This is a genomic window from Pseudomonas fluorescens (assembly GCF_003732425.1).
Taxonomy (GTDB): domain Bacteria; phylum Pseudomonadota; class Gammaproteobacteria; order Pseudomonadales; family Pseudomonadaceae; genus Aquipseudomonas; species Aquipseudomonas fluorescens_BE.
This window is the reverse complement of the sequence record NZ_MOBX01000013.1, coordinates 1,261,576-1,277,269: the sequence shown is the minus strand read 5'-3', so window position 1 is coordinate 1,277,269 and position 15,694 is coordinate 1,261,576. Positions and strand designations below refer to the sequence as shown.

At 60.1% G+C, this 15,694-nt stretch carries 15 protein-coding genes and 3 pseudogenes; 11 read left to right on the top strand and 7 right to left on the bottom strand.

From position 1 onward, the window contains the following. Positions 1-96 precede the first annotated feature (96 nt). The 4 genes from BK670_RS16280 to BK670_RS16265 are packed head-to-tail and all read left to right on the top strand — an operon-like array spanning position 97 to position 2,698. On the top strand, positions 97-405 hold the full coding sequence (locus tag BK670_RS16280; RefSeq protein WP_123451054.1) for a PepSY domain-containing protein: 309 nt from the start codon (positions 97-99) through the stop codon (positions 403-405). Next, entirely contained in the window at positions 405-716 is a 312-nt protein-coding gene (locus tag BK670_RS16275; RefSeq protein WP_123451052.1) for a PepSY domain-containing protein, read from the top strand. Before BK670_RS16280 ends, BK670_RS16275 begins: the two co-directional genes overlap by 1 nt. Positions 717-719: 3 nt before the next feature. After that, positions 720-1,388 carry a response regulator transcription factor gene (locus BK670_RS16270; RefSeq protein ID WP_038362523.1) on the top strand — a complete coding sequence of 223 codons (669 nt, stop codon included), beginning with the start codon at positions 720-722 and terminating at the stop codon, positions 1,386-1,388. Continuing rightward, positions 1,385-2,698 (top strand): sensor histidine kinase, encoded by a 1,314-nt coding sequence (locus tag BK670_RS16265; RefSeq protein WP_123451050.1) that lies wholly within the window; start codon positions 1,385-1,387, stop codon positions 2,696-2,698. The genes BK670_RS16270 and BK670_RS16265 overlap by 4 nt, the downstream gene beginning before the upstream one ends. 140 nt (positions 2,699-2,838) lie before the next feature. Here the strand turns inward: BK670_RS16265 and BK670_RS30265 are convergent, their stop codons facing one another. Next, positions 2,839-3,594, bottom strand: coding sequence for a methyl-accepting chemotaxis protein (locus BK670_RS30265; protein ID WP_371857720.1), 756 nt, complete (start codon positions 3,592-3,594; stop codon positions 2,839-2,841). A gap of 102 nt (positions 3,595-3,696) precedes the next feature. Beyond that, positions 3,697-3,843 (bottom strand): annotated as a pseudogene (locus tag BK670_RS30260) (HAMP domain-containing protein); the annotation flags it as partial. Positions 3,844-5,420: 1,577 nt separating this feature from the next. Between BK670_RS30260 and BK670_RS16255 the strand changes: the two are divergent. The 3 genes and pseudogenes from BK670_RS16255 (at position 5,421) to BK670_RS30250 (ending at position 8,618) form a co-directional block, all read left to right on the top strand. Then, the gene (locus BK670_RS16255) at positions 5,421-6,737 is read left to right on the top strand and encodes a Na+/H+ antiporter family protein (RefSeq protein WP_123451046.1); all 1,317 of its coding nucleotides are present in this window, start codon (positions 5,421-5,423) and stop codon (positions 6,735-6,737) included. Between the two features lie 198 nt (positions 6,738-6,935). Next, positions 6,936-7,712: pseudogene (locus BK670_RS30255) on the top strand (cache domain-containing protein); the annotation flags it as partial. 84 nt (positions 7,713-7,796) lie between these two features. Further along, positions 7,797-8,618: a methyl-accepting chemotaxis protein gene (locus BK670_RS30250; RefSeq protein WP_371748313.1), complete on the top strand. Its 822-nt coding sequence runs from the start codon at positions 7,797-7,799 to the stop codon at positions 8,616-8,618. A gap of 133 nt (positions 8,619-8,751) precedes the next feature. Here BK670_RS30250 and BK670_RS16245 read toward each other — a convergent pair whose 3' ends face one another. Beyond that, positions 8,752-9,687, bottom strand: a complete 936-nt coding sequence (locus BK670_RS16245; protein ID WP_123451042.1) for a LysR family transcriptional regulator — start codon at positions 9,685-9,687, stop codon at positions 8,752-8,754. Between the two features lie 113 nt (positions 9,688-9,800). Between BK670_RS16245 and BK670_RS16240 the strand changes: the two genes are divergently transcribed. From BK670_RS16240 to BK670_RS16230, 3 genes are all read left to right on the top strand, one after another. Beyond that, on the top strand, positions 9,801-10,286 hold the full coding sequence (locus BK670_RS16240; protein ID WP_123451040.1) for a DMT family transporter: 486 nt from the start codon (positions 9,801-9,803) through the stop codon (positions 10,284-10,286). Positions 10,287-10,289: 3 nt separating this feature from the next. Further along, positions 10,290-10,742: a DMT family transporter gene (locus BK670_RS16235; RefSeq protein WP_123451038.1), complete on the top strand. Its 453-nt coding sequence runs from the start codon at positions 10,290-10,292 to the stop codon at positions 10,740-10,742. A gap of 1,122 nt (positions 10,743-11,864) precedes the next feature. Further along, positions 11,865-12,029, top strand: a complete 165-nt coding sequence (locus BK670_RS16230; protein ID WP_123451035.1) for a metallothionein — start codon at positions 11,865-11,867, stop codon at positions 12,027-12,029. Between the two features lie 25 nt (positions 12,030-12,054). Here the strand turns inward: BK670_RS16230 and BK670_RS16225 are convergent, their stop codons facing one another. Both BK670_RS16225 and BK670_RS16220 read right to left on the bottom strand, forming a co-directional pair. Further along, positions 12,055-12,327: a hypothetical protein gene (locus tag BK670_RS16225; protein WP_123451034.1), complete on the bottom strand. Its 273-nt coding sequence runs from the start codon at positions 12,325-12,327 to the stop codon at positions 12,055-12,057. 39 nt (positions 12,328-12,366) lie between these two features. Then, positions 12,367-12,594 (bottom strand): DUF6555 family protein, encoded by a 228-nt coding sequence (locus BK670_RS16220; RefSeq protein WP_093433873.1) that lies wholly within the window; start codon positions 12,592-12,594, stop codon positions 12,367-12,369. 81 nt (positions 12,595-12,675) lie between these two features. Here BK670_RS16220 and BK670_RS16215 point away from each other — a divergent pair. Further along, a pseudogene (locus BK670_RS16215) lies at positions 12,676-13,122 on the top strand (quinone oxidoreductase family protein); the annotation flags it as partial. Positions 13,123-13,244: 122 nt separating this feature from the next. On the opposite strand, the gene BK670_RS16210 reads toward BK670_RS16215, so the two are convergent. Both BK670_RS16210 and BK670_RS16205 read right to left on the bottom strand, forming a co-directional pair. Beyond that, a complete protein-coding gene (locus tag BK670_RS16210) occupies positions 13,245-14,267 on the bottom strand; it encodes a purine-nucleoside phosphorylase (protein ID WP_123451032.1) in 1,023 nt (340 codons plus the stop codon). Between the two features lie 15 nt (positions 14,268-14,282). Further along, a complete protein-coding gene (locus tag BK670_RS16205) occupies positions 14,283-15,242 on the bottom strand; it encodes a nucleoside-specific channel-forming protein Tsx (RefSeq protein WP_123451030.1) in 960 nt (319 codons plus the stop codon). Between the last annotated feature and the right edge of the window lie 452 nt (positions 15,243-15,694).

Genomic DNA, 15,694 nt, shown 5'->3' with positions numbered 1-15,694 from the left:
TGTGTTGAGCTGGGGCAATGATGGCAATTCAGTTTCAGTTAAGTTCATCCCGCTAAGGTGCCCACCGTAAGCAATACATAAAAATACGGAGACACCATGAAAACCCTGACTGCCCTGTCCATTGCCGCGATCATCGGCTCCACTGCCAGCCTCGCCCACGCCCGCGATCTCGGCCCTGACGAAGCCCTGCGTCTGCGCGACGCTGGTACTATCGTCTCCTTCGAGAAGCTCAACGCCACTGCGTTGGCCAAACACCCGGGCTCGAAGATCACCGACACCGAGCTGGAAGAGCAGTACGGCAAGTACATCTATCAGGTCGAAATGCGTGATCCGCAGGGGCTGGAGTGGGATCTGGAATTAGACGCGGTGACTGGGCAGGTTCTCAAGGATCATCAGGATACGTAATGAAGGTTAATGTTTGCGCCACCCGCCGCACGGCGTTGGCGCTGGTAATGTGTTGCTCGACGGCGATGGCTCGCGACCTCGGCCCGGACGAAGCGCTCAATTTGCGCAAGCAGGGCGTGATCCTGCCGCTGGAGCAAGTGCTGCAGCAGGCGATGGATCGCTATCCCGGCGCAAAACTGCTGGAAGTCGAGCTGGAAGAAAAACACGACGTGTACATTTATGAAGTCGAGTTGCTCACCGTCGAAGGTGTCGCCCGTGAGCTGCACTTGAAGGCCGATACCGGTGAACTTGTGAAAGACAAGGAAGATTGATCGATGCGTTTGCTTTTGGTGGAAGACCACGTACCGCTGGCCGACGAATTGCTCGCCAGCCTGCAACGGCAAGGTTACGCGGTGGATTGGCTGGCGGACGGGCGTGATGCGCTGTATCAGGGCAGCAGCGAACCCTATGACCTGATCATTCTCGACCTCGGCCTGCCGGGCGTGCCGGGGCTTGAGGTGTTGGCGCAGTGGCGTGCCGGCGGTCTGGCAATTCCGGTATTGATCCTCACGGCGCGCGATTCCTGGGCCGAACGCATCGAAGGCCTGAAGGCCGGCGCCGACGATTACCTGACCAAACCGTTCCACCCTGAAGAGTTGCAGTTGCGCATCCAATCGCTGCTACGCCGCTCCAAAGGCCAGGCCAATCAACCGACATTGCAGGCGGCCGGTCTGCATCTGGACGAGGGCCGCCAGTGCGTGGTGCGCGACGGCGCCGATATTCAACTGACCGCCGCCGAATTTCGTCTGCTGCGCTATTTCATGCTGCACCCGGAGCAGATCCTCTCTAAAAGCCACCTCGCCGAACACCTCTACGACGGTGAAACCGAGCGCGACTCCAACGTCCTCGAAGTGCACGTCAATCACCTGCGGCGCAAGCTCGGCAAAAGCGTGATCGAAACCCGTCGCGGCCAGGGTTACCTGTTTGGTGGGCAAGCTTCGTGAGGTCGATCCAGCGCCGCTTGAGCCTGGGTCTGATCAGCGTGATGGTGGTCGTCGGCGTGGTGCTCGCACAAACCAGTCTGTGGTTGTTCGAGGTGGGTTTGCAGCGCTACCTCGAAGCCGGCCTGCGCAACGACAGCGAAAGCCTGCTGGTGGCGCTGGTTCGCGGCCCGCAAGGTTTGCAGCTGGATGAACGGCATCTGTCGCCGGCTTATCAGCGGCCGTTTTCCGGGCACTACTTCCGTATTGATTTTGCCGACAGCCATTGGCGTTCGCGCTCATTGTGGGATCAGGACCTGCCGCTGCTCGACCATCCCGGGCTGCACAGCAATCTGCAACTGGGGCCGGACGGCCAGCAATTGCTGGTGCTGCGCTCGGATTACCGGCGCCTGGGCCAGTCGATCTCGATCAGCGTCGCGCAGGATTACACGCCGGTGCGCGAGAGCTTCCAGCGCATGCGCCAGATCGGTCTGGGCCTTGGCCTGGCGGCATTGTTGCTGATTCTGTTCTTGCAGCGATTGACCGTGCGCCGCGCGTTGAAACCGCTGGAAAAGGCCCGCGAGCAGATCGCGCAATTGCAGCAGGGCCAGCGTTCGCAACTGGATGATCAGGTGCCGGTGGAACTGGAGCCGTTGGTGGCGCAGATCAACCATTTGCTCGCACACACTGAAGACAGCCTCAAGCGCTCGCGCAATGCTTTGGGCAATCTCGGGCATGCATTGAAAACGCCGTTGGCGGTGCTGTTGAGCCTGGCCTCCAGTGAAAAACTCGATGCGCATCCCGAGTTGCGCAAGGTGCTCAAGGAACAGCTGGAGCAGGTGCAGCAGCGACTCAATCGCGAATTGAACCGTGCGCGGCTGTCCGGTGATGCGCTGCCGGGGGCGCTGTTTGATTGCGATGCGGAACTGCCGGGGTTACTGGCGACGCTGAACATGATTCACGGTGAGCATCTGGCGTTGAGTTATGTCGCGCCAGCGGGATTGCAACTGCCGTGGGATCGCGAGGATTTGCTGGAACTGCTCGGCAACTTGTTGGACAACGCTTGCAAATGGGCGGATGCCGAGGTGCGCCTGAGTGTGATCGAACGTTCGGATGGCTTCGCTCTGAGCGTCGAAGATGACGGCCCGGGGATTCCCGAAGAGCAGCGCACTGAGGTGTTCAGCCGGGGCACGCGGCTGGATGAGCAGACCCACGGGCATGGCTTGGGGCTGGGGATTGTGCGCGACATCGTCGACACGTGGGGCGGGCTGCTGGTGCTGGGCGAGAGTGAATGGGGCGGTTTGAAAGTGGTGATCGAGTTGCCTAAACGCTGATCGTCAAAACACCCAAAAAACCTGTGGGAGCGAGCCTGCTCGCGAAGTGGCCAGGTCAGTCGACATCTCTGTTGATTGATCTAGCGCTTTCGCGAGCAGGCTCGCTCCCACATTAGAGTTCCGTCGGACTTGAGTCTGAGTCAGACGCGGAACTGATCCATAAGGCTTTGCTGCTGATTCGCCAGGCTATTGAGCGACTGACTCACCCGCGCCGATTCATTCGCCTGTCCGGACAACGACTCGGTCACATCGCGGATCGTCGCCACGTTGTTATTGATCTCCTCGGCCACCGCACTTTGCTCTTCAGCGGCACTGGCAATCTGCAGGTTCATGTCACTGATCACCGTCACCGCATCGCCGATCTGACGCAGTGCGGTCACCGCCTGGCCGACTTGTTCGACACTGCCCTGAGCCTGACGATGGCTGTTGCCCATCGAACCGACCACATCCTGCGTACCGGTTTGCAGTTGCTCGATGACCTGACGGGTTTCTTCCACCGACTCTTGCGTGCGGCGGGCGAGGTTACGTACTTCGTCGGCGACCACGGCAAAACCGCGTCCGGCTTCACCGGCACGCGCTGCTTCGATCGCGGCGTTGAGCGCCAGCAGGTTGGTCTGTTCGGCGATGGCGCGAATGGTTTCCAGCACCGCGCCGATTTTCTCGCTGTTGGCCGCCAGCCCTTCGACTTGCACCATTGCCGCACTCATGTCGGCGGCGAGGGTGTCGATGCTCGCCGTGGTGCGATCAATCACGGTCAGGCCCTGGCGCGTGGCGCGATCAGCATCCTTGGCTGCCTCGGCAGCCTGCGCAGCGCTGCGGGCGACGTCTTGCGCGGTGGCGCTCATTTCGTGGGACGCGGTGGCGACCTGATCGACCTGACGGTACTGCTGCTCCATGCCGGCGCTGGTTTGAGTGGCGATGGCCGAGGACTGGTCGGCGGTGTTGCGCGCGTCCTGCACCGAGCGTTTTACCTCGGCAATGATCGGCTGCAACTTGTCGAGGAACTTGTTGAACCAACCGGCCAACTGGCCAAGTTCGTCCTTTTTGTCGTAGGCCAGACGGCGGGTCAGATCACCTTCGCCACTGGCGATGTCTTCAAGCATGTGCGCCACACCGAGGATCGGTTTGGTCACGCTGCGCGCCATCAGCCATACCAGCAGCAAGCCGATCAATGCGGCCAGCACGCCGAGGCTCAATTCGATCAGCGTGCCTGAGTTGTTGCTGGCATCCAGTTGTTGCTTGAGCGCTTCGGCGCGGCTGACCAGGACTTTTTCCGGCACATCCAGCAAAACGCCCCACGCCGGGCCGCCGGGGATCGGCTGGAACGGCGACAACACTTTCAACTGGCCGTTGCTGTGCAGGCTGCTCACACTGGTGCTGGAAGCGAGTTTGCTCAGCAGTTCGGCGCCGCTGGTTTTATCCACCGCGTCCAGGCGCTGGCTGAGTTTGCCGGCATCCCGGCTGTAACCGGCGAGCAGGCCGGCGGGGCTAATGATGCTCACGGCGGTCTGGCCGTCATAAAGCTTCTTGCTGGCGCTCTGGCTGATCGCTTGCAGGCTGTTGAGGTTGATGTCGACCGACAGCGAAGCGATGACTTTGCCGTTGACCATCAGCGGGAAGACGATGCTGGTCATCAGCACTTTTTGCCCGTCGATCACATAGAAGTACGGTTCGATCACGCACGGCTTGAGCGTGGCGCGCGGGCAGGTGAACCAGGCGTTGGCCGCTTGACCGCTGGGGCCGGTGCTGGTGTCGGTCATGTCGCTTTCCGGCAGGGCCATCGAAGTGACTTTGCCCGGGGTCGGTTGCGACCAGTACAGGGCGAAACGGCCCTTGTCGTTGCTGCCGAGTTCAGCCTGACCGGCGAACAGTTCGTCCTTGCCGTCCAGCGCATTGGCTTCGAACACCAGCGACAGGCCGAGCAGGTCCGGGTTGGCTTGCAGCGCCGATTTGACCTGACGGGTCATGTCTTCGCGCAGGTCGAAGGCATCGAGGAAACGCTTCTCGGCCTGTTCGCGCAGAAATAGCACTTGCCGCGAAAAGCCGTGGCCGTACTGATAGGCATCCATGAACTGCTGGCGAATGCCGGCGGCCTGCACTTCACCTTGCGACTCGATGCGCGCTTGCGCCGACTCGGTGAGCATTTCCATGCTCGAAGCTTTTACCAGTTCAGAACTGTGCTCCATGCGATACAGCGAAAGACCCACCAACAGGGTCACGATACCGGCCAGGCAGAGGCCGGCGAGCAGGGTGATTTTCCATTGGATGGAAAGTTGTCTGAGCGACATGGAGACGTCCTTATTCGATAAATATCTGAGACTTTGCACTGTAACGGCCGCAAACCGGCTTTCTTTATCCTTGAAATACAATATGACCGATTGCCGCATGCTCTGGCTGAATCCTCCTCTTTTGGCTGGCCTCACAACCTGCGGCGAGGGAGCTTGCTCCCGCTGGGGGCGAAGCCCCCTAAAACCTGCAAATGCGGTCATCCAGCGAGACCGCGAACGATGTGTTTGCGACTGCTGCGCAGCCGAGCGGGAGCAAGCTCCCTCGCCACAGGGTTGTCGTCAGTCCTCCCCGATGTTTTGACACCGCCGCCACTCTGCGGCACAGTGCGCGCCCTTCTAATAAGACCCTTCTTTGCAAATCCGCCGGTTAACCTGTGCGGACTCATCCTGTCTGGCGATGTGTTTTCCATCGCAGTGTTTTTTGAGGTAGTGAAATGAATGCAGTCATAGCGGCGGTCGGCGTCATGCTGGTGCTCAGCCTGTCCCGCGTGCACGTAGTGATCGCCTTGATCGTTGGCGCGCTGGTCGGCGGCCTGACCGGTGGTCTGGGCATCGACGCCACGCTCAAGGCGTTCAACAGCGGCCTGGGCGGCGGCGCGACAGTGGCGTTGTCCTACGCCTTGCTCGGCGCTTTCGCCGTGGCGATCGCCAAGTCCGGCCTGGCCCATGCCCTGGCCGACAAGGCCCTGGCGATGGTCGATCGCCAGCACGCGACCGGCGGTGGCAGCGTCAAATGGCTGCTGATCGGCCTGTTGTGGGTGGTAGCAATTGCATCGCAGAACATTCTGCCGATCCACATTGCCTTCATTCCGCTCTTGGTGCCGCCGCTTCTTTACGTATTGACCAAGCTGCAACTCGACCGCCGCTTGATCGCCTGTGTCATGACGTTCGGTCTGATCACGCCGTACATGTTCCTGCCGGTGGGCTTCGGCAACATCTTCCTCAATGAAATCCTGCTGGCCAACGTTGCCCGTAGCGGTGTCGACATCAGCGGCATCAATGTCACCCACGCCATGGGCATTCCGGCGCTGGGCATGGTCTTCGGCCTGGCGATGGCGTTCATCACTTATCGCAAGCGGCGTGTTTACGACCTGGCGAAGATCGAGCAGGTCGAGCAAGTGGCAGTGCAATACAACCCGTTGAGCCTGATGATTGCCCTCGTGGCGATTGCCGCAGCGTTCATCGTGCAACTGCTGCTGGACTCGATGATTATCGGGGCGCTGGTCGGTTTCCTGATCTTCTCGGTGTCGGGCATTGTGAAATGGCGCGAGACCGATGACCTCTTCACCGAGGGCATGAAGATGATGGCGATGATCGGCTTCATCATGATCGCCGCCTCCGGGTTCGCCGAGGTGATGAAGGCCACTGGCGAGGTGCAGACCCTGGTCGAGTCGTCGGCGTCGTGGATCAATCACAGCAAGGGCATCGGTGCGTTGTTGATGCTGCTGGTCGGGTTGCTGGTGACCATGGGCATCGGTTCGTCGTTTTCCACGGTGCCGATTCTGGCGGCGATTTTCGTGCCGCTGTGCGTGCAACTGGGCTTCAGTCCGATTGCGATTGTCTGCATCGTCGGCACCGCCGGTGCGTTGGGCGATGCCGGCTCGCCGGCCTCGGATTCGACCCTCGGTCCGACCTCCGGTTTGAACATTGACGGCCAGCATCACCACATCTGGGACACCGTGGTGCCAACATTCCTGCATTACAACCTGCCGCTGCTGGCGTTCGGCTGGGTGGCCGCGATGGTTCTCTGATTTGCAAAATCCCGATTGTGGGAGCGAGCCTGCTCGCGAAAGCGGTGGTTTATTCACATTGATAGTGACTGACCCGGCCCATTCGCGAGCAGGCTCGCTCCCACAGGGGATTGGGGAAATCCCTGACTCAACTTTTGCTTGCGCGTGCCGTTAAAGCCTTTAACCACGCCAATAAAACCAAAAGAGTGAGCTCCCACAATGCGCCTGAGCCTCAAGACTAAAGTCCTGTCCCTCGCCGTTCTCCCGGTGTTGCTCTTTGCGCTGGTCATCAGTCTGACCACGCTGTTCATCCTTCAGGAACAGGCGCACAAAGAGGTCGAACAGACCCGCGAGCGTCTGCTCGGCGATGCCAAAGCCACTCTGCAAAGCTACGTCGCCGTGGCCATGACCACGATCAAGCCGCTGTACGACGCGGCTGCGCCGGGTGACGTTGAGGCGCGGGCACAGGCGATCAAATTGCTCTCGGGCATTCGCTACGGCAAGGACGGCTATTTCTTCGGCTACGACTCCGAGACCGTGCGCCTGTTCAAGGCCAATGATCCCGAAGGCGTGGGCAAAAGCTTCAAGGACAACCGCGACCCGAACGGCGTCTACGTCAATCGTGGTCTGGTGAGCGTGGCGAAGGACGGCACCCACTATCTGCAATACAGCTCGCCACTGCCGGGCAAAGCCAACGTGCTGGTGCCAAAACTCGGCTACACCGAATACCTGGCCAAGTGGGACATGGCCGTCGGTACCTCGGTCAACCTCGATGGCATTGAAGCGCAAGTGGCGTTGGTTGAAGCGCAGGTGCAGGAACGCATGCAAGGCGTGGTGCTGAGCATCGTCGGCGTGGCGCTGGTGGTGCTGTTGGTGATTGCGGCAGCGGGTATGCTGTTGGCCAACACCATCCTGCGTCCGCTGACCCTGATGAAAGCCAACCTCGACGACATTGCAGCGGGCGAGGGTGACCTCACGCGTCGCCTGAACATCACCAGCCAGGACGAACTCGGCGAACTGGCTGGCTCGTTCAACCGTTTCGTCGACAAGATTCATGGCCTGGTGCGGCAGATCACCGAGATGACCACGCAACTGACCGGGCTGGTCACCCAAGTGTCGGATCAGGCCCAGCGCTCGGATCAGGCGATGGAGCGTCAGCGCCACGAAACCGATCAGGTCGCCACGGCGATCAACGAGATGTCTGCCGCCGCGCAGGAAGTGGCCAAGAGCGCGCAGAACGCCGCCGTCGCCGCTCAGCAGACCGACGAAGAAGGCCAGAGCGCCAAGCGTGTGGTGGCGGGCAGCATCAAACAGATTCATGCGCTGGTCGATGACATACGCAGCAGCGGCGTGTCGCTCGACAGCCTGCAGCAAGACGTGACCTCGATTGTCGGCGTGCTCGGGGTGATTCGTTCGATCGCCGAACAGACCAACCTGCTGGCGCTCAACGCTGCGATTGAAGCGGCGCGGGCCGGTGAGGCCGGGCGTGGTTTTGCCGTGGTGGCGGATGAGGTGCGTGCGTTGGCCAGTCGCACGCAGATCAGCACTCAGGAGATTCAAGGGATGATCGATCGTTTGCAGGCGGGTACGCAGCAAGCGGTAGAGGCGATGCGCCGTTCCAGCGAAGCGGGTGACGGCACTTCGCAGCAAGCCAATCAGGCCGGGGCTTCGCTGGATGCGATGGCCGAGCTGATCGCGACGATCAACTCGATGAACGCGCAGATTGCCAGTGCGGCGGAAGAGCAGACGGCGGTGGCGGAAGAGATCAACCGCAGCGTGCATCAGATTGCGGTGGCGGTGGACAGCGTGGCCGATGAGACGCAGTTGGGTGCGCAGACGTCGCGCAGTCTGGCAGAGCTGGGGCAGCGCTTGGGCAAACTCGTAGGCCAGTTCCGGATCTGACGCGATTCGGAGCTCGAAGCAAAACCCTGTAGGAGCGAGCCTGCTCGCGAAAGCTGTGTGTCAGTCGCCACTGTGAGATCAGACACAACGCATTCGCGAGCAGGCTCGCTCCCACATTTGGATTTGTGTGCGACTACGGTCTGTCCCAGTAGGGCACCTCGCCGAAGCATTCAATAAAGAAATCAATCACCGTTCGCACCTTCACCGACAGTCTGCGGCTCCCCGGCCACAGCACCGCAATCTGCTGCGGCTCCAGACTGTTCGACACCTGATAGTCCCTCAGCACTGGCACCAGCGTGCCTTCGCGTACCGCCTCACCAATCAGCCATGACGGAAACATCACCAGCCCCAGCCCTTGCTCGGCGGCTTGGGTGAGGGTGTCGGCGTGGTTGCCGGTGATCGGGCCTTTGACCGAGTAGGGTGTCCAGTCCTGGCCATCGCGGCGGAAAAACCAGCGCTGCTGGCCGGTCGCGCCTTTGTAGGCGAGGCACTGGTGATGCGCGAGATCTTCAGGTTTCTGCGGCGTGCCGTGGCGCTTGAGATACGCCGGGCTGGCCGCGACCTGAAAGCGATGCGGCGCCAGAATCCGTGCCTGCATGCTCGAGTCGTGCAACGGGCCGATGCGGAACAGCAGGTCGGCGCCTTCCTGCAGCGGGTCGACGTAATGGTCGGTCTGCTGGATATCCAGTTGCAGCTTCGGATAACGCGCGCACAACTGGCCCAGCCACGGCGTCAGATGCCGCTGACCGAATACCACCGGCGCGTTGATGCGTACCAGGCCGGTGGGTTCGCTTTGCTGTTCCTGCAAGGCCTGTTCGGCCTCTTCCAGTTGCACCAGCACCAGCCGCGCATGGTGACCGAGCATGCGCCCGGCTTCGGTTGGCGTCACCGCTCGGGTGTGGCGATAGAGCAATTGCTGATTGAGCGCCTGCTCCATCAACTGGATCTGCCGCGAAATCGACGAGGGTGCCACGCCTTCACGGCGGGCGACTTCGGAGAAACTGCCGTGGTCGAGTACCGCCACAAACAGCCTTAGCGCCTTGAATCCGAGTTCATTGAGCCCGTGCATGAATCGTCCTGTTGTGCGAGTTGCGCAAAAGTGTTGTCCGGATGCTCCCATTTATCGCACAGCGGCGCCAGCCGATAATCCGCGCCATCGTTTATTTGAGTGGAATGTTGTTTATGCAGACGTTGGATGAGGTGAGTGTCGGCGCACCGGCGACGAAATCGGGCTTGCGCTTGTTGCTGCTGCCGCTGGTGATTCTCGCGGGCATGGGGTTGTCGGTGGAGGCGGGGTTGCTCGGGCCGTTGGGTGTGCAGGTCGGGCATCTGTGGGCGACCTTGAGCATTTTTGGGGTCGGCTCGGCGATTCTGTTTTTGCTGCTGTTATTCGCCGGCCCGCAAAAAGGTCCGGCACTGACCGATCTGCCGCGCTGGCAGTTGATTGGCGGTTTTCTGGGACCGATGTATGTGGTGGTGCTGACGTTGGCGACGCCGCATATCGGCATTGCCATGACCATGATCGCGATTCTGTCCGGGCAGGTCGGCAAGAGTGTGTTGATTGACCATTTCGGCTGGTTCGGGGCGACGCGCAAGAAGGTCAATGCCGAGCGGTGGCTGGCGTTGGGGTTGATTGTGGTGGCACTTGTTTTGATTGCGCGGGGTTGAGTGATGAGTCTGGTTATTTTGTTGGCGGTGGTGGTGTTGGCCGGTGCGGTGTTGAGTGTGCAGGCGGCAATCAATGGGCGTTTGGGTGAAAGCGTCGGGGTGTTGCGCAGTAGTTTGCTGACATTCGTTGTGGGGGCGGTTTCGACCGGGTTGTTGATTTTGTTTTTTGAGCCGGCCCATGCGGTGAGTCTTTTGGATGTGCCGAAGTGGCAGTTGACCGGGGCGCTGTTTGGCGTGGTCTACATGATGGTGATGGTCGGGGCGGTGCCGGTGGTGGGGACGGCTGTGGCGACGGTGGCGGTGATTGTCGGGCAGTTGGGGATGGGGATGTTGATTGATAATTTTGGCTGGTTGGGGAATCCGGCGATTGAGCTTTCTTCGAGTCGGATTTTGGCGATGGTGTGTTTGGGGTTGGCTTTGGTGTTTATGTATAGGAGTTCGCGTCGGGTTGGGTGAGTTGGGTTGGGTTGGGTTGAGTACATATCCGTTGCTGCGGTCACGGCTGCTTAGGGTTCCGCCCTTACGGCGGGTCACTTTTGGCAAACGCCCCAAAAGTAACCAAAAGGTCTTCGCCCTGACGTTCGGCCCGCTCGCTGGGGCTCGGGGTTCCTTCGCTCCGGAATTGATCCGGGCGCAGCGTCTCCGGTTTGCTTCGCTGCACCTCCTCTCGCTGTGTTTGGCTGCGCCAAACGGTCGCTGCGCTCCCACGCCCGGATCAATCCCTCCACTCAGCCTGCCGACGGGCTCTCAGATCAAGATCAAAAGCTGCAGCCGAGCTAACGCTCATCCTGTTGAGTGGTGAGGTGCACAGCGTGCTCGGCTTTGGTTTTGCGGTGGGGCTGCCCCTCATCGGAACGCCGCCCGCCCAGCCCTCTCCCCAGGGAGAGGGCGCCGATTTGTGAGCCTTTAACCATCTGAGTTCAAAACGGTGTCGCACGTCGGCGTACCTCTCCCAAACACCTCGGTCAGTCCCCTTTTCCTCATGGGAGGTGGCCGATTTGTTTGCTTTTCAAAGCCTGAGTTCAACGCGATATCCCACGTCGGCGTAGCTCGCCCAAACACCGCGGTCAGTCCCCTCTCCCTCCGGGAGAGGGTTAGGGTGAGGGGCTTTTGAACTGGCTTTTGAACTGGCTTTTGATCTGGCTTGTGATCTTGCTTTGGCTTTTGATCTTTTGCCCCATCGGCAGGCCGAGCGAAGGTGTTCATCCGGGGGTAGGCGCGCAGCGCCGTGCGGCGTAGCCGCATACATCGAGAGGAGGTGCAGCGAAGCAAACCGTAGGCGATGCCCCCGGATGGACACCGTAGCGAGGGAACACTGAGCCTCAGCGAAGTGCCGTACGCCAGGGGCAAAGCCTTTTGGTTCCTTTTTGGCGTTTGAAAAAGGGACTCGCTGTAAGAGCGAAACCGCCAGCGGCAACACCCGCAGCAACGGATATGCCCCCAATCACAATCTCCAATCCCAATCCCATTCACCATCGCAAACAAAATCAAAAGATCGCAGCCTGCGGCAGCTCCTACACTGGGTATTACGGCTTGCCCTTCAAGCCCCAGACAACCACCACCCAAGGAGTCTGTCCCATGCCCGATAGAAAATGCGATTGCCCCGGATGCAAGTGCACAATCAAGGAAGGCGACCATGCTTACGCCGTGCACGGCAAACACTATTGCTGTGAAGCCTGCGCCCACCACCACAAAAGTGGCGAGGAATGTTCAACCAAGGGCTGTAAGTGCGCCCACGGATGACGAGCGACGCAAAAAAAAGTGGAGCCTAATCAGGCTCCACTTCCAGTTTCAGACTTTCATCATCCATTCGCTCCGCATGGCGCACCGTACCTTGCAGCCGCCGGCCTTCAACCCTGACCACCACGGTTTTCGCCTGGTCAAGGTCGTCCGGCAGCGGGGCCGGCACTCGCAGCGCAAAGCGAAACGGATCATCCTCGACCGCCTCCAGCCCGACGCGGCAGTCCACGCTTTTGGTGATACGCCCGAACAGCGTATCGAGGCCATAGTCCAGATGCGCCGGGCTGTTGATGCTGGTCATGGTGCATTCCCCCGAATGATGCCGATTGCCAGGCTGAGCTTAGCTGGTCGGTCGCCACACGACGTTTTCCACGCCGAATTTTTCCGCCATCGGTTTGCTGGTCTTCTGCACCTTCTCACGGCCAAAGCGCGGGATGCGACCGACCCCGGCGTCGCAGCTCGCCCAGTGCCATGCCTCGACGTTGTCCATTTTGTCCGAGCGGATAATGAAGGACTTGGGCGTGCCGTGAAGGGTGTATTCGATGACATAGAGTTTTGCGTTGTTCATAAAGCCCGTATTCCTCCCTGTAGTAATAGAGGGATCGCGGCGCACCGGGAAAATTCATTCGGATTGTCCGACGGTCTCTATCGTTGGCCGGAGCAGGTTAAGGATTTGCAGGCGCAGGGTTTTCAGACGCTGCAACTGGACAAGCCTGAAGACCTCGGCGCGCAGGTCAACGCGGTGTATCGCGGCGGCGCCGATGTGATCTTCGACACCACCGGTTTCTGGCTGCCGGCATCGGTGGCGGCACTGGCCCCCTTCGGCCGGATCGCGATCATCGCCGCACCGGTGGACGGGCATGTGCAATTGCCGGCACTGGCGCTGTATCGCAAGGGCGGTTCGGTGGTCGGGATCAATTCGCTGTTGTACGGCGTAGAAGCCTGCGCGGCAATGCTCGAGCAGTTCGGGCGGTTCTTCGACCAACCCTTGCTGCCGTTGCCGCAAGGGTTGGTCGAGGTGCCGTTGGCCGAAGGCCTCGCGCGCTACGCCGACGTCAATCAGGGCAGCGGCGACAAGGTCATCCTAATTCCCTGACCCACCTCAAAACCCCTGTAGGAGTGAGCCTGCTCGCGATAGCGGTGTGTCAGTCACTCATGATTAAACTGACACACCACTATCGCGAGCAGGCTCACTCCTACAGTAGATCGGTGTTGGGCTCAGGATTGCGGGACGCCGTTTTCCCACGCCGACCAGTTTTTCAGGATGTCCTGCACCAACGGATTACCGGTGCGATAGAGATTCTCCAGCGCTGGCACGAAGCCGCCCTGATCGGCGTATTTGAGCAGGTTGTCCACTTCACTGCCGCCCGGCTCAGGACGGTCGAAATCGGAGCCGGCACGCACCACGGCCAGACGCTGCACGTCGACCAGGCCTTCACGACTGGCGCGCAGCAAGGCCTCATAGGTGGAGTTGTCTTCCTGTTGCGTCGTGCAGTATTCGCCCTTGTTGTCGGTCAGCAGTTTGGTCCAGACCTCGGCCCGTTCGCTCAGGCGCGTGCCGGAGAACCAGGTGTTGCCGGCCAGTGTGTCGCAACGGGTAACCACCGGTGGTTGATTGGCCGGGGCAGACGGGTATTTCAGGCGCCAGGCGGCGGACTCCTTGCTTTCACTCAGCTCGACTTTGTGGCTCAGGGCGAAGGCCTTGGCCTGTAGCTGCGGGTTGAGCTCGAAGACTTCGGTCTTGTAGTCCAGCGGCGGTTTTTCGTTCGGGCCTTTGGTGTTGATGCCCAGGTAGCCGGTCGGCCAGTTCGATGGCGCATCGCGCGAATCGATCTCCCATTGCGTGCCGAACTCCACCAGATAATGCGCCCATGCGGCGGTGCCGATGGTCCCGTGTTTCGGGCTGATGCCGGCAATGCCGGCGATCAGGAAGTAGCTTTTGCGCAGGTCGAATTTTGGTGACAAGGCCAACGCCAGGGTCGAGGCGGCGGCGTTGGTCTGGCCCATGCCAGTGGTCAGCAGGCAGACCTGCTGCGCGTTGCAGCGGATGCTCGGGTACTCGGCGGACAGGCCCGGCACGCGGATTTCCTGCTTTAGCGCCAGGCGATCGATCCAGTGTTGCGCCTCGGGGGCAAACATGGTGATCAGCACGACTTTCGGTTGAATCGGCGCCTCGGCCGCCCACGCGGTGGAAGAGAGCAGGGCCGCACCGGCCAGGGTCAAACGCATCATTGCTTGCATGGAAAACTCCTTGATTCAGAACTGATAACCGATGCCGGCGTAATAACCCCAGCCGTTGGACCGCGCGCGGAAATTGCCGTCGCCAAAATTCAGCTCGCTGCCGTCTTCCCAGTTGCCGCCGTTGTGGAAATAACGGCCGACCAGGGTGAAGCGCAAATGGGTGAACGAGTAGAGCAGGACGTTGGTTGCCACCGTTGCATTGGCGGTGCGCGCCGGGTTGTCCTTGTGAATGTCCGAGCCGAAATCGAAGTTGGTGAAACCGATATAGGTCAGCGAAGCACCGTTGCTGAAGGTGTCGATCGGCACGATGTACTTGAGCTGCGCGCGGTAGCCGTCCCACGAATATTCGTTGCTCGCACCGTAGTTTTCCCACTGATAGCGACCGTACAGGTTGGCCGACAGATTGACCCGCGAATGGGTGTCAATGTCGGTGCCGAAACCGCTGTAAAGCGTATTGGCACGGTTCTCCTTGCGGCTGCCGTGGTCGTAGATCCAGTCGAACGCCACATACCATTCCTTGAACGGGCCGATGGCCAGGCTGCGGCCGGCGAGGTAGTCGATGGAGATGCGCGGTTCGTGTTCCATGAACACCGGCGAGCCGTGATCCCACACGCCTTTGTCGTGGCTGTTGCCGATGTTGAAGATCTTCGGAATGTCGACATAACCGTACAGTTCGAACGGGCCTTTGCGGCCGAAGTACTCGTATTCCAGATAGATATCGTCGGCCGGTTGCGGGCCGAAGCTGATGTCTTTGCTGCCGATCAGGGTCAGGTCCTGGTTGTACCAGTCTGACAGGTACGCGCCTTTTTTCGGCGGGCTCGCTTCCGGGCTGAGGGTTTCGCCCTGGGCGGATTCTTCCTTGGCGGCTGGTTGCGCCAGTGCGCTGTGGCTGAGAAGTCCGGTAACGCCGGTCAGTAGCAGGGAAACAGCAAACGTGCGCGAGAAAGGTGCGCGAAAAGGGCATGCGATGGGCATTTAAAGTCCTTTTTTGCGGATCAGGGCCCGAGTTCCGTGGGCTTGTACGGTTTTGTTACGAAAACGCTGGGATTGACGTTACGCAAACGTTTGCACAAGGCGTACCAATTTTTTCAATACGCTGAAATTTCGAAGGTTTCAGCGCATTTTTTGATAGGACGATCAGATATTCCTCGCTCACCGCATAACCCTTGTAGGAATGAGCCTGCTCGCGATAGCGCTTTATCAACAAAGGATGGGCTGACTGACACGCCGCTATCGCGAGCAGGCTCACTCCTACAGGGGGCTGCGGCAGGCTGAAGTACCGTGGGTATGGGTTGAAGAACTCATGACAGAGGCCAATAGCACCAAAGTATTAATGCCATTTAACCAATGCCCCATTGCAGGGCGTCGACTAGCGTGTGTCAGGAATAGAACGGTTTTGTAATGACCGTCGCAGTCTTGATTCGCGT